The following is a 19,578-nucleotide window of genomic DNA, read 5'->3' as shown; positions in this document are numbered from 1 at the left end:
TTATTTTTTAATTGGTACTATGCTTTACAGTATTATCCTAATTTAGAAATGTAGTTGTTATCCGTATTACAAGGATTTAGGGAATAAAATTAGGAGGTACTCATCAATGAATGGTACAGTGAAATGGTTTAACTCGGAAAAAGGTTTTGGTTTTATTACAGGGGAAGATGGTAAAGATGTATTTGCACATTTTTCACAAATTCAATCAAGCGGTTATAAATCTTTAGAAGAAGGCCAAGAAGTTTCTTTTGAAATTACTCAAGGACCTAAAGGCCCACAAGCCGAAAATATTCAAGTTATCTAATAACACAGATATTTTAAACTTATGCCTGAAAACGGCATAAGTTTTTTTTTATACTGTCACAAAATATTGACAGCACTGATCCCTGATCGCGAACGATAATCCCAAGGGGTTACTGAGGTTTTACGGGGAAAAGGAGGGGATTTTATGTCAACAAACAACATCGAAGCGATGAAAAAAATAATTGACGCGAAGAAAAAGCTAAGTGCACAACAGGGAATAAAAGCTGATAAACCGAGTCAAAACAAGGTAAGTCATCGAAAAGCATTTAAAACAACAAAACGAGGCGGATTTTTCGATAAATAAATCTATTTTCTAAGGAACGCAGACTGCGTTCTTTATTTATGATATGGGTTGGTAAACTATCTCAACCCATTCTGCACTTATATTATAAAGGAGAAACTATTGCAATTTGAAAATTTAAATATTATACAGCCGATTCTGAAGGCTTTAATAGCTGAAGGATACACAGAAGCTACACCAATTCAGGAGAAGGCCATTCCGTCTTTACTGGAAGGCCGGGATTTACTGGGATGTGCTCAAACCGGAACGGGCAAAACTGCCGCCTTTGCTATCCCGATTTTACAGGGGCTTTCATACGAGCAGCGAAATCTCAAAGGAAACCGACCCATTAAAGCGTTGATACTGGCACCTACCCGAGAACTGGCTCTACAGATCAGTGATTCATTTAAAGCTTATGGCAAATTTTTAGGTTTGCGGACCTTGGTTATTTATGGAGGTGTATCTCAAAACCCTCAAACCAAGGCATTGTCAGCTGGTGTTGATATTCTGGTGGCAACCCCGGGACGGCTACTGGATTTGATTAACCAAAAATACATACGTCTTAATCAAATCAAGTCTTTTGTACTGGATGAAGCAGACATGATGTTGGATATGGGCATGCTTCAGGATGTCCGAAAAATTATCAAGCACATGCCGGCCGAGCGTCAAAATATGCTGTTCTCGGCAACTATGCCGATGGAAATAGCCAAACTGGCTGGCACCATCCTCCGAAATCCGGCCAAGGTAACCATTACTCCGGTTTCATCAACGGTAGAAGTAATTAAGCAAAATGTGTATTATGTAAATAAAAACAATAAAATCAATCTACTCATTCATTTGCTTAAAAATAAGGAAATTGTCTCTGCACTGGTTTTTTCCCGAACTAAACATGGGGCCGATAAAATTGTTAAGCATCTGGAGCGTTCCGGGTTTAAAGCGCAGGCGATTCATGGTAATAAATCTCAGAATGCGCGGCAATTGGCTCTGAATAACTTTAAAGAACGAAAAACTCGGATCTTGGTTGCAACAGACATTGCCGCCCGGGGAATCGATATTGATGAATTGTCACATGTCTTTAATTATGATTTGCCGGAGGTACCGGAAACATATGTGCATCGGATCGGACGTACGGGTCGGGCTGGCTTTGGCGGCATAGCCATAGCATTTTGTGATCAGGAAGAGATGCCCTTACTGGACGGCATTGAAAAACTTGTGTTGAAATCAATTCCCGTGGTTGAGGTTCATCCCTTTCCTTTGGTGGAGGTGCCAGCAGAACAAAAAATAGCATCTTCCCGTCGTTTGGCAGCACATCAGCCCACAGCGCCCCGAAATCGTCGCGGAAGCGGAAGCGGTTCAGGTAAGTCAACTGGTGGGAAAAAAGATCGGGATCGTTTTTATGCGAAAAACAAGAGAAAAGATAATCTGTAAAATTTGTGTATTTTGAAGTCGTCTGGGTAAAAATTATTACAGAAGATATCCGTAAATAATACTTGACGAATGCTTGTGATAACCATTAGAATTAGTAAATAGGAAAGTTTCGATTCGATTAAAAAGGCGGTGGATTTATGGAAAATATTAGAGTGATGATAGTAGACGATTCAACCTTTTCAATAGCAGTTCTTAAACGGATGCTTCAGAAAGATGGGATAGAGATCGTTGCCACGGCTCTTAACATGAACGAGGCAATAAAAAAAGCCCAAGAGATCAAACCAGATCTGATTACGATGGATATGACCTTGCCTGATGGTGATGGAATCGAGTGTTCAAAAGAAATTCTTAAATGTCTGCATGATACAAAAATTATTGCCATCAGCGCAATGATGGATGAAGAAATTATTCAGCTGGCTAGAAAAGTTGGTATCAAAGGTTACTTGCAAAAACCGGTAGATCAAACGGATTTGGACGCCGCAATTGAGCGACTTTTTGAAGGTGAAGAACTTTACGGTGTCTTAAAGAGCAATTTTGAAGAAGCGTTTAAAGAATCAATTTTCAGTTTTTTGAAGCGGGAGATTGGTGGAGAAGTCGTAGTTGAAAAGGTTGAGGATCATCCGATGACTACAAATTCTTCAGGAATTTCTGTGGCAATTGGGATAATTGGACGGCATGACGGAAGATTGATTATGGATATGTCCGAAGATACTGCCTTGAGCATGACCCGAAAAATCCTTCAGGATGAAGGCCAGCAAATTGACGAAGCGATTAATTTTCTAAGCGAATTCACAAATGTTATCGCTGGTAATGCCTGTTCGCTTTTAAATGGACTTAATCGTTCCTTTGGTCTTCGAGTTTCACCACCCACAGTATTCCGAGGTAAAGATATCACGATTTCGATTGGAGATATTATGAGCGAATCATTTGTTATTAAAACAGATATGGGTGATGTTTTTATGAATGTTGGCTTTCAAAAGGGGGATGTGGAATGGATTTAACAATTATCAATCCTTTTATTGCTTCAGTGACGGATGTGATGCCTCAATTGGGGTTTGCTAACATTGACCTGAAAGAACAAAGCGAGAAATCAAAAAAAATTGTGGCCAGTGGAATTGTACTAACTTTGGGGATAGTTGGTGATAAAAAGGGAAATGTAGCCTATGCTATTGATACTGAAGGTGCTAAGCAGATCGCTTCCATTATGATGATGGGGATGCCGGTGGATGAACTGGATGATATGGCAAAAAGTGCAATTTCTGAGCTTTCCAATATGTTAACTGCCAATGCGGCGATTAATTTTTCCAATGACAATGTTACTGTAGATATTTCACCACCAACGATGCTGACGGGAGAAAGTATTGAGCTTAGTATGAGCAAAGACCAAGTCATGTGTGTAGAATTTGATATCGATGGCATTAAACTGGAAATCAATGTGGCACTCGATTAAATGAGAGTTTTAAAGTAATAAAAAAGGAGCATCCCCCTATCAGGGATCATGCTCTTTTTTTTATTGTCTAAAACGGGTGGCTTTTGGTTTATTTGGTCAATTTAAATTTGCTAACCATATTCTTGAGCAGTTCCGCCTGACTGTAGAGCTCTTCGCTGGCGGCAGCACTTTCTTCGGCAGTGGCCGAATTGGTTTGAACAACCTGAGACACTTGATCGATGCCGGTATTAATTTGGTTGATAGAAGCGGTTTGTTCATGAGAAGCGGTATCAATTTTACTGACTAAGACGGCGACTTTGGTAACCCCATCCACAATTTCGTTGAGTGAATCAGCAGTATTATTGGCAATGACAGTGCCCTCGGAAACTTTGGAAATAGATCCTTCAATCAGTTCGGTGGTTTCCTTAGCTGCTTCGGCACTGCGTCCAGCCAGGGTTCGGACCTCTTCAGCGACGACCGCAAAACCCTTGCCTTGTTGTCCGGCCCGGGCAGCTTCCACTGCTGCATTCAAGGCCAGAATATTGGTCTGGAAAGCAATGTCATCGATGACCTTGATAATATTTGAAATTTTTGCCGAGGAGGCATTGATTTCTTCCATCGATTTTAGCATTTGCTGCATCTGAGTGTTGCCGTTTTCGGCATTTTGCTGAGCGGTCAGAGTCAACTGATTGGCCTGATTGGCATTAATGGCATTTTCTTTGGTTTGAACCGCCACCTCATCAATGGAGGCATTGAGCTCTTCCATTGAACTGGCCTGCTCGGTAGCACCCTGGGCCAGAGCCTGACTGCCGAAGGAGACTTGTCGGGCGCCGGAAGCGACCTCATCAGCTGAGTCATTGATATTTCCAAGAATTTCATTCAGTGAGTTCATGGTATCATTTAATGAATTTTTAATAATTGCATAGCTACCCAGGTAATCCCCCTCCATGTGGTGGGTTAGCTGTCCAGCAGCCATTTGTTCAAGTACGACGGCGGCCTCATTGATGGGCTGCTCGATGGCATCCAGAGTTTGGTTAAAGCCATCGACGATATCCCGGTAACCACCAGCAAATTTTGACGCATCGCTGCGAACGGTCAGGTTGCCGTTGATTCCAGCTTGAGCAAGATTACGGGATTCCTCAATCAAACTGTCAATAGTGGTTAAGGTGGCGATTACCGATGGGATCAGTTTATCGTTGTCGGAACGTTTGCCAATGGCGATAAAGTCACTCAAACGACTGGTGTCACCTTGAGAAATACGGATAAAAGCATCCTGAACATTGAGAAGGCGGGAATGAACCAGGTTGATCTCCTCGGAAAATGCGTTCATATTACCTTTATAATGACCTTCCATGCTAATGGTATAGTCATTAGCGGCCATCTTGGTCATCACCTGTCGAGCCTCATTGATCGGTGCTAACAGGGAATTTAGCGTATTGTTAAAGCCTTCGATGATTTTTTTGAAATCACCGTTGTGCCGGGTGGCATCGGCCTGAATTTCTAACTGGCCTTCGGTAGCAGCTTGAGCTAACATATCAACATCAGATACTAAGGCATTGATATTGTCGATGCATGAGTTAAGGTTTTCTTTAATCGTATTAAAGTCCCCATGATAGGTAGCGGTTATTTTTTCGGGAATATCGCCCCGGCTGATCTTATTGACATAGTCCGCCGACATGTTTAGCGGCTCAACCACTGCATCAAGGGTATTGTTGACACCAACCACAATATCCCGGTACTTACCCTGGAATTTGGTGGCATCACCTCGAACAGATAAATGACCATCGGTGGCTGATTGAGTTAACATTTCTACCTCTGTTTCCAGGTTTTTGAGATTATCAACCACTTCAATAAGACTTTTAGACTGAATATCCTTATCCGATTTGACATCGACGGCAACATTAAGATTTCCCAGAGAAATCTGTTCCAGGGTGGCAATATTTTCCTGAATATTTTCCGATAGTTTCTGGAAGGAAAGTCCCAGCTTGCCCAGCTCATCTTCACGGTTGATGATTGCATCAGGAATTTCACTGTCAAAATCACCCAATTCAGCCTTACGAAACAGCTCAGTGATCAGAACGATAGGATTGACCACCCCTTTGACTTGTTTAACGATGATAAAGCTGAGCACGATCAGGGTTAATAAGAATAATCCGATTAACTGGAAGATCAGGGCCATTATCGGGGCATTGAGTTCACTTTGGGACTCCATAATAGCAAGGGTCCAGCCGGTTGCAGGGATCGGGGCATAATAGATGTTATTTTTGCCGGAATCATCACGGAATACCCCGGAACCGGGTTCACCACTGAGCATAGCTTCCCCCAGCGTCGACAAGCTTGGGTTGGGATCTTCAAGCAAGTTGACGGCCATTGCCTTGGAAACATCAGCATCAGCAATATAGAGGCCGGTTCGGTCCACCAGAAAGGCGCGACCGGTTTCACCGATTTTGATGTTGCTGACCATTTGTTGAAGACTGGAAAGATCGATATCGCCGGTAACCACCCCTTTGAAATTACGATTGGTATCATAGAAAGCGGATGCAGCAGTGACCATCGAAATCCCCAAGGCTTCGTCTTTAAATGGTGACGACCAGGCAATTTTACCACCAGCGTCTTTACCTACCATGTACCATTCCTGATTGGGATAATCATAATCATCAGTACTAAACAAGGCTTCAGCGTAGGCGATATTTGAGCTCTCCCGATAGGCGTATGGTCCGAAATATTTAATTTCAGGTAGATAAGCATTGTAGTCATAAAAGACTCCGACACCATAAGTATCGTCAGTAAGTTCAACATATTGGGTTAAGAGCTTGTTATACTCTGAGGGAGCCATCTGAGTGCCAGTGACGCCGATAGTGGTGCTCAAACTGCTCACCGCTTTGCTGTGAGTACTGAGTACCTGCTCAATCTCACCAATAGTATTACTAAGCTGGAGATTCATTTGTTCTTCAATTTGCTGATTTTCGGTGTTGATGCTTAATGCCGTGACAGTGATGCCAATCACCAACAGGGCCAGGGCCACAAAAATGATCACCATTGAGGTGATTTTATTACCGATTGAGTGCTTGTTAAAAATCTTCATTGTGATTTCCGCCTTTATATTTTTTAATTAGTGGTCATTTTATACCCCATTCTAAATCATTTTAAACCGAAACGCTACGGTATAATTGTTAAATCGCTGCTAAAAAGTCGTTATTTTATTACTGAAAAACTGGAGGTGAATTTTTGTAAAAAAAAGTTAAAACGGTAATGTTTTTTTACTGGGCCTGGATTTGAGTTTGAAGCTGTAAAAAATTCTGGCCCAGCGGCTTGCTGATATTGGGCAGACCGATGCGGGTAAAAAGATCCATTAGAGCTGTCCAATAGGGTGGATAGAGTCCCTGACCCTTAGAAATCAAGGGTTCCTGGTTCTCGATGATTATTTTTAAATCCCAGCCGAAAGCAGTATCACTATTCTCTGAGGTGTTTGCTGACTGATAATTGCTTTTCCAGTTCAAGACATAAAGCTGATAGAAATCCTCAAGTAATTGTTGCCACTGGAGCTGGTCAATGTAGATCTCCGGAAGATCCGGGTAATAACACAGAAAGGGCCCCTCAATGGTGGCTCCGGCGGCAGTTTTTGTAAAGGTCAAATTTTGACTGGCAATCGCCTTCTGATAGGTATTAAAGATAATCTGGCGGGTGTCTGCTACGAGTTCATGGTAATCGTGGCCAAATTTGGCTTGGCAGTCCCGGCAAAACAATAAGGGTAAGGTCGCTGGGCTGGTGTTAATGCCGCCGCATTTAGGACAGAAGATAGGGCTCATTAGGGTCTCCTTTCGTCGACAAAAATTCGGGTATTGGTGGTGACTTCTTCAATGCATTCGTTGAGCCATTCGATGTAGGATTTTTCGCGTTTGATGGCCGATTTAAGGACAATATAGTCGCCGTATTCGGGACTCTGTATCTTTGAAATGTCTTTAGAGTCCAGTAATATCTGCATGTTGTTCTGGAGCTTTTCCAGTTTTTCCTGACGTTGGGTCAGTTGGTAGTGAAAGTGGTTCAGGATTTTGGCATTGGACAGAGATTCGATAAAATAAGCTTTTAGCCGAAAAATATCCTTGGGAGTAGGCTCCAGTAAATCCTGCTGTAAAATCCAGTTGTGAAATTCCTGTCTGCCTTTTTCTGTAATTGAATAAATTTTTTTGCGAAGTTTTTCATCCTCGGGTAGTATTTCGTAGGTAATTAGCTTTTCGTCGGTGAGCTTTTTTAATTCCGGGTAGATTTGGCTGTGCTTGGCATACCAAAAATTAACCAGTTCCATATTAAATACTTTCATTAAATCGTAGCCAGTCATAGATTCCCGGTTGATCAAGCCGAGGATGGCATATTTTAGAGTTCTCATGTGTTTAAGCCTTTCGTTTTTTGTCAAATAGTTATCCACTTCTATTTTATCTGATTTTTGTTAGAAATGCATTTATTTTCTTGGCTAGTTTTAATATTAACATCAACAAGCAATTTATTTGCCTTGACTTGATTAAAAAGAATCATTTACAATAATAGTACAGGATATTAATAAACTATCATACCGACCAATTGTTAATCTGGTGTTCGCCACAAGATCGGACAGGCTACCGCCGCGTTCGCCTTAATGCGTACAACATGCGAACAATTATTGGTATTAGGATATGCTCTTTAATAGGCTGAAATTACGAATTTAAAGTAGAGTGGAGAATTTATGAAAAATATTAGAAAAATGGATAGTGTCGTGACGCCGGAGGGCAAAGAACGATACTAAGCCTTTAGCCCTCCAAACGGTCAAAATACTAAATTTGGAGGAAAAAAATGAATAAAATAGATTTAGAAAATTACGGATTGAATCAGCACCTTAAACAGGAAGCGAGTTTGTACAGTGACTTGTTCGTAGCCAGGGTGACGGAGCAACATCGGGAACTGTATAAGGTGATCACTGAAAACGGCGAATTGCTGGCTGAGGTGTCCGGGAAATTTGTGTTTAAGACTGAAGACAATACCAGCTTTCCAGTGGTTGGCGATTGGGTGATGATTGATCGGACCGAGGAAGGTTCGGGCAATGCGGTGATCCATCAGGTATTAAGTCGCACCAGCTTGTTTGAACGAAAAGCGGCCGGAACGGGAAATGGAGTTCAGATTGTCGCTGCCAATTTTGATCTGGTTTTTATTTGCATGTCGTTAAACAATGATTTTAATCTGCGCCGGCTGGAACGCTATTTATCAATTGCCTGGAGTAGTCAGGCCAGGCCAGTGATTGTCCTGACGAAAGCGGACCTATGCGATGATTTACCGTCGCGTCTAGGCGAAATTTCTGCTGTCCGGGTAGGAACTGATGTGGTGGTTTGCTCCAGTGAGGGCAACCGTGGTTATGACGAGATTGCAGCCTATCTGTCGGTGGGAAAAACGAGCGTCTTTCTGGGATCGTCCGGGGTGGGTAAATCCACCATTATCAATCATCTGATGGGGGCAGAAGTGCTCGAAACCAAAGGCCTGAGAAATGATGATCGGGGCAGGCACACCACCACCCATCGTCAACTTCTGCTATTGCCCGGCGGTGGCGTGGTCATAGATACCCCAGGGATGCGGGAACTCCATCTCGAAAAGGCGAATCTTTCCAAGTCCTTTGAGGATATTGAGGCACTGGCCAAGCAATGCCGCTTTGGAGACTGTCGCCACAGCGGCGAACCGGGTTGTGCGGTCCGAGCTGCCATTGAATCGAAAAACCTCTCGGAAAAACGGTTTGAAAACTATCGCAAGTTGCAAAAAGAAATGGACTACGAAGGACTCAATTCACGTCAGCTGGAAGCCGAAAAAATTAAAAAAATGTTTGGCAGTAAAGGCGAAATGAAACAGATCATGCGTCAGGCAAAAAATAAAAACAAACGCTAAATAACGATTAGGTCACAATTTTTAATTCAAAGGAGAAATAAGATGAAGCAACAAAATCTGCCGGAATCTTACAGTAAACAGGATGCCATTTTAATGGCTGGTTTTAGTTATCAGACCTACCCTTTTTTTGATCAGCAGCAGCTGGCACTGCCAGCCGGTTTTGAGCTTAGGTATTCATTTAACGGTAAGACCGGGGTGACGGAAAAAACGGAAGAAAATTTTGGCTTTATTGCTGAGTCAGAAGATCGGCTTGTACTGGCTTTTCGGGGGACCGATTCAACCCCCAATCTGGATTCGGATTTGGATCTTTTTCAGATTCCCTTTCCCTATGTAAAAAATGCCGGGTCTAGCCATCGAGGCATCACCCGGGTTTATCAGTCGCTTAGGGAGGAAGTGATAGAGCAGATCAGTCAATTGCCTGACACTAAAAAACTCTACATCACTGGTCACAGTCTGGGGGGTGATCTGTCGATTATGGCGGCGCTGGATTTTGCTGTTAATACTGCCCGTAAAGAAGCGATTGTTTATACCATTGCGGCAGGTCGGCCCGGTGATCGGGATTTTGTCGGTACTTACAACGCCCACGTCAAAAACAGTTATCGGATATTTAATGTCCATGATTTTATCCCAACCCTGCCAGCCGCCGAGTATCCGGCTCCTTTCACTGAAGCCGGGTTGTTCTATGAACACGTGAACGCTTCGGTTCCGATTGGTTTTCAGATGGACAACCTGTTTTTGAATCACCGGATCAACTGTTATTTCCAGAAGCTGGGAGAGCAGGATATTAATTATATGAATGCTCTGCGCAGCAGTAGTCCAGGCTTTTGTCCGGAACCGATAAATTTGAAGGAATTGGCGGATTCGATGAAAAACAATTAGGGATTTGCCAAGTAATCCCAGTTGACATCCCAGGAGAGGTTTAAATGATAAAAAAAATTGAAAATATAGATTTGGAAGCAGCAATAGATCTGGCCAATCAGGTATTTCATGAATTTATTGCCGATGGCTACACCGAAGAAGGGCGCCAGACCTTTACCGATTATTTGGACTATAAGTTGGAAGAAATGGCTGAGGATTTGGAAAGCGGCCATAAGAAACTGTGGGGTTTCTATGAAGACAACCGGATCATCGGGGTCATTGGCACCCGGGATCGTTTTCATGTTTCACTTATGTTTGTCGATAAGAACCATCACCACCAGGGCATTGCCCGGGCTTTATTTGACACAGTGCTGGCGGATTTAAAAAGCCAGCTACCGGGAAAATTCTTTGTAATGACGGTCAATTCATCTCCTTATGCGGTGGAAGTTTACCGTCGTTTCGGTTTTGAGGCAACCGCTACGGAACAGGTTAACAAAGGGATTCGGTTTGTACCGATGAAGCTGACAGTTTGTTAAGTGGTCCTGGAATTTTCTTAATGATTGCGTTGTCATAAAAAAATAATTTGACAAAAACCGCAATATCGATTAAGCTTTATCTAATTTAATCGTTCAATCAAACCGTTGACGTGGAGATAACGGTGTATCGTGCAGTTACAGAGAGCGGGGAAGGCTGAGAGCCTCGCACAACGCAGATCATCAAATGGACCACTGAGGGCGCAGTCAAAGGAAATGTGTATTTCTGAGTATTCTGCGACGTGACGCATACGTCAGTTGCGAGGGATATGTTTGTATCCTGCAGAGTGTACAGGGATTTTTCTCTGTAAATGAAGGTGGTACCGCGGGCTTAAATTTTTTGCGCTCGTCCTTGATTAATTTTTATTAATCAAGGACGAGCGTTTTTTATTACTTAAAAAACGTATAAATAGGTGTGGGCACTGATTGGAAGGTTAACTCGTCACTGACGTACCGACCAATTATTAATCTGTTGTTCGCTGCGGGATCGGACAGGCTTCGCCGTGTTCGCCCCGATGCGTACAACATGATGTAATAATTGTCGGTACTGGGTAGTGGTGGGATTTTAGTTTTTGCTCATCACTTTTAAGCAGCTAATTAACAAAGTTTCATAAGAACTAAAAACTGGATTACGAGATAAATTTTTCTTTACGAAAGGATACGATTATGATTAAACCATCGATGGAAGAGGCCAGAGGGTATTGTGGGGATTATCAGAGCATCCCGATTAGTCTGGAGCTGTTTTCAGATATTAAGACACCGATTGAGGTGCTTAAAGTTTTAAAAGGAACCGGCAAAATGTGTTACTTGTTAGAAAGTGTGGAGGGCGGCGAAAAATGGGGGCGGTATTCCTTTTTGGGTTTTGATCCGACCCTGACGGTGAGCTGTCTGGATGGCGAAGTGGTGGTTAAAAATGGCAAAATCAAGGACATTCTCGCCGATGACCCACGGACGGTGCTGCGGGAAATTCTGGCCCAGTGGAAAAGCCCCAAGCTGGATTTTATGCCGGTGTTTACCGGCGGCTTTGTCGGCTATATCTCCTATGATTTTGTTAAATACACCGAAACCAACCTGGTGCTTACAAATGCTAATGCCGAAAATTTTGATGACATGAATCTGATGCTTTTTGATAAGGTCATCGCCTATGATCATCTGCGCCAGAAAATTGTGGTGATTGTCAATATTAAAACCGATAACTTTGAGCAAAACTATATTGACGGGGTGATTGTACTTAAGGAAATTGAAGCGTTGATAAAAAGCGGAAACAGCACCGTGGCGTTTCGGGGTCAGGTGACATCAAAGTATCGCTCGCTGTTTAGCAAAGAATACTATTGCGAGATGGTAAAAAAAACTCGGGAGCATATTGTTCAGGGCGATATTTTCCAGGCCGTCATTTCCAACCGGCTGGAAGCTGACTTTGAGGGCGATCTGCTGTCGGCCTATCGGGTGCTGCGAACGGTTAATCCCTCGCCGTACATGTTTTATATCGACTTTGACGCGATTCAGGTCGCCGGGGCATCGCCGGAAACCCTGGTGTCGCTGAAAAATTCGCGGCTGGCAACTTTTCCGATTGCTGGCACCTGTCCCCGCGGCGAGACACCGGAAGAGGACGAGGCCTTTATCGCCGAGTTGCTCAAGGACGAAAAGGAGCTCAGTGAACACAATATGCTGGTCGATCTGGGTCGCAACGATCTCGGCAAGGTTAGTGAGTTTGGCTCAGTTGCGGTGACAACCTACCAGGAGGTCGTCCGTTATTCCCATGTTTCACACATTTCTTCCACTGTCACCGGCACCCTTAAAGCCGGGCTGGATCAGCTCGATGCCCTCGGGGCGGTATTGCCGGCGGGAACCCTGTCCGGAGCGCCGAAAAAACGGGCGATCGAAATCATCAATGCTCTGGAAGGCCAGAAGCGTGGCGTTTACGGCGGGGCGGTCGGCTATATCGATTTTTCCGGCAATATGGATATGTGCATTGCGATTCGGATGGCGGTTCGCAAAAACGACAAGGTTTATGTCTCTGCCGGAGCCGGAATTGTCGCTGACAGCATCCCAGAAAACGAATTTAATGAATCCCAAAACAAGGCCAGAGCGATGTTTGAAGCCCTCGAACGAGCCCAGGAGGTGGAATAATGATTTTACTGATTGACAATTACGACAGTTTTTCCTATAACCTGTATCAATATGTGGGAATGATCAATCCCGATATCCGGGTGATTAAAAATGATGAACTGAGTTTGGCCGAAATTATTGCTTTAAAACCGGATCATATCATTGTCTCACCGGGGCCGGGACGACCGGCGGAGGCGGGGATCTGCGAAGAGGTGATCGACACTTTCAAAGACAAAACCCCGATTCTGGGGGTCTGCCTGGGTCATCAGGCGATCTGTGAGGTTTTTGGCGGTACCATCACCTATGCCAGTACTCTGATGCACGGCAAAAGCAGCAACGTCCATATTGCCAACGGCAGTCCGATCTTTCGGGGTCTGCCGCCGATTATTGTAGCCGGCCGCTATCATTCCCTCAGTGCCGAGCGCAGCAGTCTGCCGGATGAGCTGCTGATTATCGCCGAGGATGACGATGGTGAGGTGATGGCGGTGAAGCATCGCAATTATGATGTTTACGGGGTGCAGTTCCATCCCGAATCGATCCTCACCGATTCGGGCCACACGATGATTGAGAACTTTTTAAAGATAGGAAACGAAAATGATTAAAGCAGCGATATACGATATTGTCAACGGCAAGGATCTGTCCCTGGAGCGCACCCGCGAGGTCATGGATCAGATTATGAACGGCCAGGCTACTAACGCCCAGATCGCCTCGTTTCTGACGGCGATGCGGATGAAGGGCGAAACCATCGATGAGATTACCGCCTGTGCGATGGTGATGCGGGACAAATGCACTAAGATCCTCCCGAAAACCGATGTACTGGATATTGTTGGTACCGGCGGCGATGAGGTGTCGACCTTTAATATTTCGACCGTGGCGGCACTGGTGATTGCTGCTGGTGGAGTGCCGGTAGCCAAGCACGGCAACCGCAGCGTCTCCAGCAAATGCGGTTCGGCCGATCTGCTAGAAGCTTTGGGCGTGAATATTGAATTGTCGGCGGAGAAAAGTGCCGTAATTCTGGATGAGTTGGGGATCTGCTTTATGTTTGCCCCGACTTATCATACCTCGATGAAATACGCCGGGCCGGTCCGCAAAGAACTGGGGATCCGGACGATTTTTAATATTCTCGGTCCGCTGGCCAACCCGGCTGGCGCCAATATGCAGTTGCTGGGCGTTTATGACGAAAACCTGGTCGAGCCACTGGCCAATGTTCTGAACAAATTAAAGGTCAAACGGGGGATGGTGGTTCACGGTCACGACGGCCTGGACGAGATTACCCTGACTGACACCACCACCATCTGCGAAATTGCCAATGGCAAGATCAACAGCTTTTTTATCACCCCGGAACAATTGGGACTAAAACGCTGTGAATTATCGGATTTGATCGGCGGCGAAAAGGAAGAAAATGCTGTCATCACCCTGAATATCTTAAACGGCGAAAAAGGACCAAAGCGGGATGTGGTGGTGCTGAATTCGGCCTTCTGCCTGTATATGTCCCACAACGATATCACCCTCCGGGATTGCGTCAAAATGGCCGAGGAGATTATCGATTCCGGCAAGGCTAAGGCTAAACTGGATGAATTCGTTAAGCGCAGCAATGAGATTACCATCGAGGTGCTGGCATGATATTGGATCAAATTGTGGCCTCCACCACTAAACGGGTGGCGGCGCTTAAAGAAACAACCACTCTGGCGCTGCTAAAAAGTCAGGCCAAACGCTCGGAAACGCCCTTTGCTTTTGAAAAAGCCCTGGCCAGAAAGTCAGCCGCTGGAGAAATTGCTTTTATCTGCGAGGTCAAAAAAGCTTCGCCGTCCAAAGGCGTGATTGCGCCAGATTTCCCTTATCTTAAGATTGCCCGGGACTATCAGGCTGCCGGAGCCGATGCCATTTCAGTGCTGACTGAACCGGAATTTTTTCAGGGCACGAGTGCTTATCTGACCGAAATCAAAGAACAGGTAAGCATTCCGGTGCTGCGTAAAGATTTTATTATTGATGCCATCCAGATTTATGAAGCCCGCCTGATCGGCGCCGATGCGATTTTACTGATCTGTTCAATTCTCACCACCGCGCAGATTAAGGACTATCTAGGTATTGCTGATGCGCTGGGGCTGTCGGCGCTGGTCGAAGCCCACGATGAAGCAGAAGTTAAGCAAGCCCTGGCCGCCGGCGCCCGGATCATTGGGGTCAACAACCGCAATCTTAAAACCTTTGAAGTGGATCTCCAAAACAGCATCCGCTTGCGCAAGCTGGTGCCGCCAGAAATCCAGTTTGTTTCGGAAAGTGGGATACGGACTCCGGAAGACATCGCGAAACTGCGGAAAAATGGGACGAATGCGGTACTGATTGGCGAAACGTTGATGCGTAGTGGGGATAAGAAACAGGAACTGGACAAGCTACGGGGGTAGCTGCGGCGGTGGTGAGGGCGAGGGTCTGACCCCTTGGTCATCACGGATCGCCCCTACGAATTGATGATAGACGGTGCCGTTTAAATAGTATACACCAATGTGATGTGTTAGGTTGTAGGGGCGGGTAGTACCCGCCCGGAACGTCGATTTTATGGCAAATGTTTATTATAAAATTGGCGCCGGATGGAATTAAGAGCGAGGAGTTAACCATGACAAAAATAAAAATCTGCGGGTTATCCCGCTTAGAAGATATTGCGGCGGTGAACGCGGCCCGGCCGGATTATATTGGCTTTGTCTTTGCCACCAGCAGGCGTCAGGTCGATATGGCAACGGCGCGAGTCCTAAAACAAGCGCTTGATCCCGGCATTGCCGCGGTGGGGGTTTTTGTCAACCACCCGGTGGCCGAGATCATTGCGCTGGCCGAGCAGGGCATTATCGACATCATCCAGCTGCATGGGGATGAGGAGGAAGCCACCGTCCGGTTGCTGCAAACCCAAACCGGTGTGCCGGTAATCCGGGCGTTGCGGATCAGCAACCCGGTCGACATCCGGGCCAGCACCGCCGATTACCGGCTCTTTGACACCTACGATCCTTCCCAATACGGCGGTTCCGGGGCGGCCTTCAACTGGGATCTGCTGGCCGGAACCAGCGGCGATTTCTTTCTGGCCGGCGGCCTCAACCGCAGCAACATCGCCGCCGCCATCAACCAGGTCAATCCCTACTGTGTCGACTTAAGCAGCGGCGTCGAAACCGCTGGTAAGAAAGACCGGGACAAGATTATTGAGATTGTCGAAATGATCAGAAAAATTCGCGGTTAATAAAAACTACTGGAATAAATACACTGTCGTAACGCATTATTCCGTAGCGGCGGTCATTGACCGCCCGCAAGCGTAGATCTTATGCCATGCGTTTATCTTAACAGCAACAGCGTCCGGGCGATTGCGAATCGCCCCTACAAACCGAGGATAGACGATGCAGTTTAATAAAAGCATGGAGATTTGATATAAAAAGGAGAAAGAAAATGAGTAAAGGAAAATACGGGATCCACGGGGGGCAGTACACACCAGAAACCCTGATGAATGCCATTATTGAAGTGGAAAAAGCTTATGAACACTATAAAAACGATCCGGCTTTTCAGGCTGAGTTAACCGAACTGTTAAATGAATACGCCGGTCGGCCTTCGCGGTTGTATTATGCGAAGAAAATGACCACCGATCTGGGTGGTGCCAAGATCTATCTCAAGCGTGAAGATCTAAACCATACCGGCTCCCATAAGATTAACAACGTTCTGGGTCAGGCACTGCTGGCCAAGAAAATGGGGAAAACCCGGCTGATTGCCGAAACTGGTGCCGGTCAACATGGGGTGGCTACCGCCACTGCCGCCGCTTTGATGGGCTTTGAATGTGAAATCTTTATGGGTAAAGAAGACACTGACCGCCAGGCTCTCAACGTCTTTCGGATGGAGCTGTTGGGTGCCATGGTCCATGTAGTTACCTCCGGCACGATGACCTTAAAGGATGCTGTTAACGAAACTTTTCGGGAATGGACAACCCGGGTGGACGATACCCACTACGTCCTCGGTTCGGTGATGGGGCCGCATCCCTTCCCGGAAATGGTTCGCGATTTTCAGAGTGTCATCAGCAAAGAAGCCCGGGCGCAGATTCTAAAAAAGGAAGGCAAACTGCCCAGTGCTGTAATCGCCTGTGTCGGCGGCGGCAGTAATGCCATCGGCGCCTTCTATAACTTTATTCCCGACGCCGAAGTGCGGCTGATCGGCTGTGAAGCGGCGGGCAAAGGGGTCGATACCGCCCTCCATGCGGCCACTATTGCCAATGGCAGTCTGGGGATCTTCCACGGCATGAAATCCTATTTTTGTCAGGATGAATACGGCCAGATCGCCCCGGTTTACTCGATTTCGGCGGGGCTCGACTATCCGGGCATTGGGCCGGAGCATGCTAATCTCCATGACACCAAACGGGCTGAGTATGTGCCGATCACTGATGATGAAGCTGTCGCCGCCTTTTTCTATCTGTCTCGGACTGAGGGGATTATTCCGGCCATTGAATCGGCCCATGCGATTGCTTATGCAATGGTGCTGGCACCGACGATGAGTAAAGACGAAATCATTATCGTCAATGTTTCCGGCCGGGGCGACAAGGATGTGGCGGCGATTGCCCGCTACAAGGGGGAAAATATCTATGAGTAATATAATAGAAGCAAATAAAATCAAAGCAAATAAAATTTCACAAATTTTTGCAGACCAGAAAGCCTTTATTGCCTTTTTAACGGCTGGCGATCCGAGCCTTGCTAAAACCGAGGAATTTATTCTGGCGATGGCCGCCGCCGGGGCCGATCTGATTGAAATCGGGATTCCTTTTTCGGACCCCATCGCTGAAGGGCCGGTGATTGAAGCGGCCAACGAACGGGCGCTAAGCATCGGCACCACCACCGATAAGATCTTTGCGATGGTTAAGCGTGTTCGGGAGAAAACATCAATTCCATTGGTCTTTTTAACCTATATGAATCCTATATTTGTTTATGGGACCGAAACGTTTTTTACCGCTTGTGAAAAAGTGGGAATCAATGGGGTCATTATTCCAGATCTGCCCTTTGAAGAAAAGAGGGAGGTTCGAGAGACCGCTAAAAACCACGGGCTGGACGTCATCACCCTGATTGCTCCGACCTCCCAGGATCGGATTCAGATGTTGGCCGTCGATGCCACCGGTTTTATCTATCTGGTGTCATCGATGGGCGTTACCGGGGTACGCAGCGAGATTAAAACCGATCTGGCCGCCATTATTGCCGACATCCGCCAGGTAACCAAGACCCCGGTGGCGGTGGGCTTTGGAATCGCCACTCCAGAACAGGCTGCAGTGATTTCGCAGCTCGCCGATGGTGTCATCGTCGGCAGCGCCATCGTCCGGATCATCGCCGAGCACGGCGCCGCCGCCACCGACCCACTGTCTGACTACGTCCGCAAGATGAAGGCGGCGCTGGTTTAGGGTGTATCGGCAGTAAAGCTAGTACCGACAATTGGTCGGTACAGCAAGATAACGTAATGGTTTAAATATAGCGTTAACCAGCATTCAATCCCTATTATCCGCACAAAGTTTACAAAAGATTAACACAAAATTTTTATTTTCAACCGGAATCCTATTGATGTAACGAATTTTTGCAGGTTTCCTTCAATATTTTTCATGTATCAGTTGATTCCGTCCAAAAAAAATCAATTGATATCGTTTTTTTACATTCAAAATGGGTAAAAACGTGTTATAGTATGGTTAGAGTACTAATAATGTTTGTAGGAGGACGTCTTATGAAAAAATTTATTAATGATGTAGAAAATGTGGAAAATGAAATGCTTGAAGGTATCGTTCTGGCCCATCCTGAATACGTAGCTCGAGTAGAAGGTTTTGATGTGCTGATTCGTGCTGACAAAAAAGTTGGCAAGGTTGCTTTGGTAAGCGGCGGCGGCAGTGGACATGAACCCTCTCATGGCGGATTTGTCGGAAAAGGAATGCTTGACGGTGCTGTCGCAGGATCTGTATTTACTTCTCCCACACCAGACCAGGTATTTGAAGCGATCAAAGCAGTTGATGCCGGTGAAGGTGTATTATTAGTTATCAAGAATTACACTGGTGATATCATGAACTTCGAAATGGCTGCCGAACTGGCTGAAGCTGAAGGCATCAAAGTGGCCAACGTGGTTACCAATGATGATGTTGCTGTTGAAGATAGTCTTTATACAACCGGACGTCGCGGTGTTGCCGGAACTGTTTTTGTTCATAAAATCGCCGGTGCAAAAGCTGAAGCTGGTGCTAGCCTGGAGGAAGTCAAAGCCACGGCACTAAAGGTTATTGCTAACGTTCGCACCATGGGTGTCGCTTTGAAACCTTGTACTGTTCCAGCGGCAGGAAAACCGGGTTTTGAATTATCAGAAGATGAAATGGAACTGGGTATCGGAATCCACGGTGAACCGGGAACCGAACGAAAACCAATCCAGACAGCTGATGAAATTGTTGATTATCTGATGGAACGAATTTTAAAAGATATGGATCCTAAAGCCGGTGACGAAGTCGCCGTCATGATCAATGGTGCCGGAGCAACCCCACCAATGGAACTATATATCTTAAACCGTCGAGTTCAACAAATTTTAGCGGACAAAGGCGTTAAAGTATTTAAGACTTTTGTGGGTGACTACATGACCTCCATCGACATGGCTGGCGCATCGATTACCTTATTAAAATTAGATGCCGAACTAAAAGATTTATTACTGGCTCAAGCTGATACCATCGGTTTTAAAATGTACTAAAATTTCGCGCTACAATTTGG

At 45.6% G+C, this 19,578-nt stretch carries 19 protein-coding genes; 16 read left to right on the top strand and 3 right to left on the bottom strand.

What is annotated here, in order from left to right; all coding sequences use genetic code 11:
- Positions 1-106 precede the first annotated feature (106 nt).
- From ACIZ62_RS09895 to ACIZ62_RS09875, 5 genes are all read left to right on the top strand, one after another.
- Positions 107-304, top strand: a complete 198-nt coding sequence (locus ACIZ62_RS09895; protein WP_111886821.1) for a cold-shock protein — start codon at positions 107-109, stop codon at positions 302-304.
- A 144-nt stretch (positions 305-448) separates the two neighbouring features.
- The gene (locus tag ACIZ62_RS09890) at positions 449-607 is read left to right on the top strand and encodes a hypothetical protein (protein WP_204355458.1); all 159 of its coding nucleotides are present in this window, start codon (positions 449-451) and stop codon (positions 605-607) included.
- A gap of 99 nt (positions 608-706) precedes the next feature.
- Positions 707-2,011, top strand: a complete 1,305-nt coding sequence (locus ACIZ62_RS09885) for a DEAD/DEAH box helicase (RefSeq protein ID WP_111886822.1) — start codon at positions 707-709, stop codon at positions 2,009-2,011.
- A 137-nt stretch (positions 2,012-2,148) separates the two neighbouring features.
- Positions 2,149-3,012: a response regulator gene (locus tag ACIZ62_RS09880; protein ID WP_111886823.1), complete on the top strand. Its 864-nt coding sequence runs from the start codon at positions 2,149-2,151 to the stop codon at positions 3,010-3,012.
- Positions 3,003-3,461, top strand: a complete 459-nt coding sequence (locus ACIZ62_RS09875; protein ID WP_111886824.1) for a chemotaxis protein CheX — start codon at positions 3,003-3,005, stop codon at positions 3,459-3,461. The genes ACIZ62_RS09880 and ACIZ62_RS09875 overlap by 10 nt, the downstream gene beginning before the upstream one ends.
- Before the next feature lie 88 nt (positions 3,462-3,549).
- On the opposite strand, the gene ACIZ62_RS09870 is transcribed toward ACIZ62_RS09875, so the two are convergent.
- From ACIZ62_RS09870 to ACIZ62_RS09860, 3 genes are all read right to left on the bottom strand, one after another.
- Positions 3,550-6,525, bottom strand: coding sequence for a methyl-accepting chemotaxis protein (locus ACIZ62_RS09870; RefSeq protein WP_414150054.1), 2,976 nt, complete (start codon positions 6,523-6,525; stop codon positions 3,550-3,552).
- Between the two features lie 175 nt (positions 6,526-6,700).
- Complete coding sequence (locus ACIZ62_RS09865) at positions 6,701-7,249, bottom strand: hypothetical protein (RefSeq protein ID WP_111886826.1); 549 nt, start codon at positions 7,247-7,249, stop codon at positions 6,701-6,703.
- Positions 7,249-7,827, bottom strand: a complete 579-nt coding sequence (locus ACIZ62_RS09860; RefSeq protein WP_111886827.1) for a PadR family transcriptional regulator — start codon at positions 7,825-7,827, stop codon at positions 7,249-7,251. The genes ACIZ62_RS09865 and ACIZ62_RS09860 overlap by 1 nt, the downstream gene beginning before the upstream one ends.
- Before the next feature lie 440 nt (positions 7,828-8,267).
- Between ACIZ62_RS09860 and rsgA the strand changes: the two genes are divergently transcribed.
- From rsgA to dhaK, 11 genes are all read left to right on the top strand, one after another.
- Positions 8,268-9,344 carry a ribosome small subunit-dependent GTPase A gene (gene rsgA, locus ACIZ62_RS09855; RefSeq protein ID WP_111886828.1) on the top strand — a complete coding sequence of 359 codons (1,077 nt, stop codon included), beginning with the start codon at positions 8,268-8,270 and terminating at the stop codon, positions 9,342-9,344.
- Between the two features lie 42 nt (positions 9,345-9,386).
- Positions 9,387-10,223 carry a lipase family protein gene (locus tag ACIZ62_RS09850; RefSeq protein WP_111886829.1) on the top strand — a complete coding sequence of 279 codons (837 nt, stop codon included), beginning with the start codon at positions 9,387-9,389 and terminating at the stop codon, positions 10,221-10,223.
- Positions 10,224-10,267: 44 nt separating this feature from the next.
- Positions 10,268-10,738, top strand: coding sequence for a GNAT family N-acetyltransferase (locus tag ACIZ62_RS09845; RefSeq protein WP_111886830.1), 471 nt, complete (start codon positions 10,268-10,270; stop codon positions 10,736-10,738).
- A 663-nt stretch (positions 10,739-11,401) separates the two neighbouring features.
- Positions 11,402-12,865, top strand: a complete 1,464-nt coding sequence (gene trpE, locus ACIZ62_RS09840) for an anthranilate synthase component I (RefSeq protein ID WP_111886831.1) — start codon at positions 11,402-11,404, stop codon at positions 12,863-12,865.
- Positions 12,865-13,446 carry an anthranilate synthase component II gene (locus tag ACIZ62_RS09835; RefSeq protein WP_111886832.1) on the top strand — a complete coding sequence of 194 codons (582 nt, stop codon included), beginning with the start codon at positions 12,865-12,867 and terminating at the stop codon, positions 13,444-13,446. Before trpE ends, ACIZ62_RS09835 begins: the two co-directional genes overlap by 1 nt.
- Positions 13,439-14,467 (top strand): anthranilate phosphoribosyltransferase, encoded by a 1,029-nt coding sequence (trpD, locus tag ACIZ62_RS09830; protein ID WP_111886833.1) that lies wholly within the window; start codon positions 13,439-13,441, stop codon positions 14,465-14,467. The genes ACIZ62_RS09835 and trpD overlap by 8 nt, the downstream gene beginning before the upstream one ends.
- Entirely contained in the window at positions 14,464-15,246 is a 783-nt protein-coding gene (trpC, locus tag ACIZ62_RS09825; RefSeq protein WP_111886834.1) for an indole-3-glycerol phosphate synthase TrpC, read from the top strand. The genes trpD and trpC overlap by 4 nt, the downstream gene beginning before the upstream one ends.
- 158 nt (positions 15,247-15,404) lie before the next feature.
- Positions 15,405-16,064 carry a phosphoribosylanthranilate isomerase gene (locus tag ACIZ62_RS09820; protein ID WP_242988580.1) on the top strand — a complete coding sequence of 220 codons (660 nt, stop codon included), beginning with the start codon at positions 15,405-15,407 and terminating at the stop codon, positions 16,062-16,064.
- A gap of 203 nt (positions 16,065-16,267) precedes the next feature.
- Positions 16,268-17,452, top strand: coding sequence for a tryptophan synthase subunit beta (gene trpB / locus ACIZ62_RS09815; RefSeq protein ID WP_111886836.1), 1,185 nt, complete (start codon positions 16,268-16,270; stop codon positions 17,450-17,452).
- Positions 17,445-18,248: a tryptophan synthase subunit alpha gene (gene trpA, locus ACIZ62_RS09810; protein WP_414150053.1), complete on the top strand. Its 804-nt coding sequence runs from the start codon at positions 17,445-17,447 to the stop codon at positions 18,246-18,248. Before trpB ends, trpA begins: the two co-directional genes overlap by 8 nt.
- 314 nt (positions 18,249-18,562) lie before the next feature.
- Positions 18,563-19,558 (top strand): dihydroxyacetone kinase subunit DhaK, encoded by a 996-nt coding sequence (dhaK, locus tag ACIZ62_RS09805; protein ID WP_414150052.1) that lies wholly within the window; start codon positions 18,563-18,565, stop codon positions 19,556-19,558.
- Positions 19,559-19,578: the final 20 nt, after the last annotated feature.

The organism is Acetobacterium carbinolicum (genome assembly GCF_047456275.1).
Taxonomy (GTDB): Bacteria; Bacillota; Clostridia; order Eubacteriales; family Eubacteriaceae; genus Acetobacterium; species Acetobacterium carbinolicum.
Note: the sequence above shows the minus strand (reverse complement) of the source record. Positions and strands in the feature narration are given on the sequence as shown.

Excerpts from the sequence above, each read along its gene's own strand:
- ACIZ62_RS09895 (WP_111886821.1), top strand. The coding sequence starts at position 107 with ATGAATGGTACAGTGAAATGGTTTAACTCGGAAAAAGGTTTTGGTTTT.
- ACIZ62_RS09890 (WP_204355458.1), top strand. The coding sequence starts at position 449 with ATGTCAACAAACAACATCGAAGCGATGAAAAAAATAATTGACGCGAAG.
- ACIZ62_RS09880 (WP_111886823.1), top strand. The coding sequence starts at position 2,149 with ATGGAAAATATTAGAGTGATGATAGTAGACGATTCAACCTTTTCAATA.
- ACIZ62_RS09875 (WP_111886824.1), top strand. The coding sequence starts at position 3,003 with ATGGATTTAACAATTATCAATCCTTTTATTGCTTCAGTGACGGATGTG.
- ACIZ62_RS09870 (WP_414150054.1), bottom strand. The coding sequence starts at position 6,525 with ATGAAGATTTTTAACAAGCACTCAATCGGTAATAAAATCACCTCAATG.
- ACIZ62_RS09865 (WP_111886826.1), bottom strand. The coding sequence starts at position 7,249 with ATGAGCCCTATCTTCTGTCCTAAATGCGGCGGCATTAACACCAGCCCA.
- ACIZ62_RS09860 (WP_111886827.1), bottom strand. The coding sequence starts at position 7,827 with ATGAGAACTCTAAAATATGCCATCCTCGGCTTGATCAACCGGGAATCT.
- rsgA (WP_111886828.1), top strand. The coding sequence starts at position 8,268 with ATGAATAAAATAGATTTAGAAAATTACGGATTGAATCAGCACCTTAAA.
- ACIZ62_RS09850 (WP_111886829.1), top strand. The coding sequence starts at position 9,387 with ATGAAGCAACAAAATCTGCCGGAATCTTACAGTAAACAGGATGCCATT.
- ACIZ62_RS09845 (WP_111886830.1), top strand. The coding sequence starts at position 10,268 with ATGATAAAAAAAATTGAAAATATAGATTTGGAAGCAGCAATAGATCTG.
- trpE (WP_111886831.1), top strand. The coding sequence starts at position 11,402 with ATGATTAAACCATCGATGGAAGAGGCCAGAGGGTATTGTGGGGATTAT.
- ACIZ62_RS09835 (WP_111886832.1), top strand. The coding sequence starts at position 12,865 with ATGATTTTACTGATTGACAATTACGACAGTTTTTCCTATAACCTGTAT.
- trpD (WP_111886833.1), top strand. The coding sequence starts at position 13,439 with ATGATTAAAGCAGCGATATACGATATTGTCAACGGCAAGGATCTGTCC.
- trpC (WP_111886834.1), top strand. The coding sequence starts at position 14,464 with ATGATATTGGATCAAATTGTGGCCTCCACCACTAAACGGGTGGCGGCG.
- ACIZ62_RS09820 (WP_242988580.1), top strand. The coding sequence starts at position 15,405 with ATGTTTATTATAAAATTGGCGCCGGATGGAATTAAGAGCGAGGAGTTA.
- trpB (WP_111886836.1), top strand. The coding sequence starts at position 16,268 with ATGAGTAAAGGAAAATACGGGATCCACGGGGGGCAGTACACACCAGAA.
- trpA (WP_414150053.1), top strand. The coding sequence starts at position 17,445 with ATGAGTAATATAATAGAAGCAAATAAAATCAAAGCAAATAAAATTTCA.
- dhaK (WP_414150052.1), top strand. The coding sequence starts at position 18,563 with ATGAAAAAATTTATTAATGATGTAGAAAATGTGGAAAATGAAATGCTT.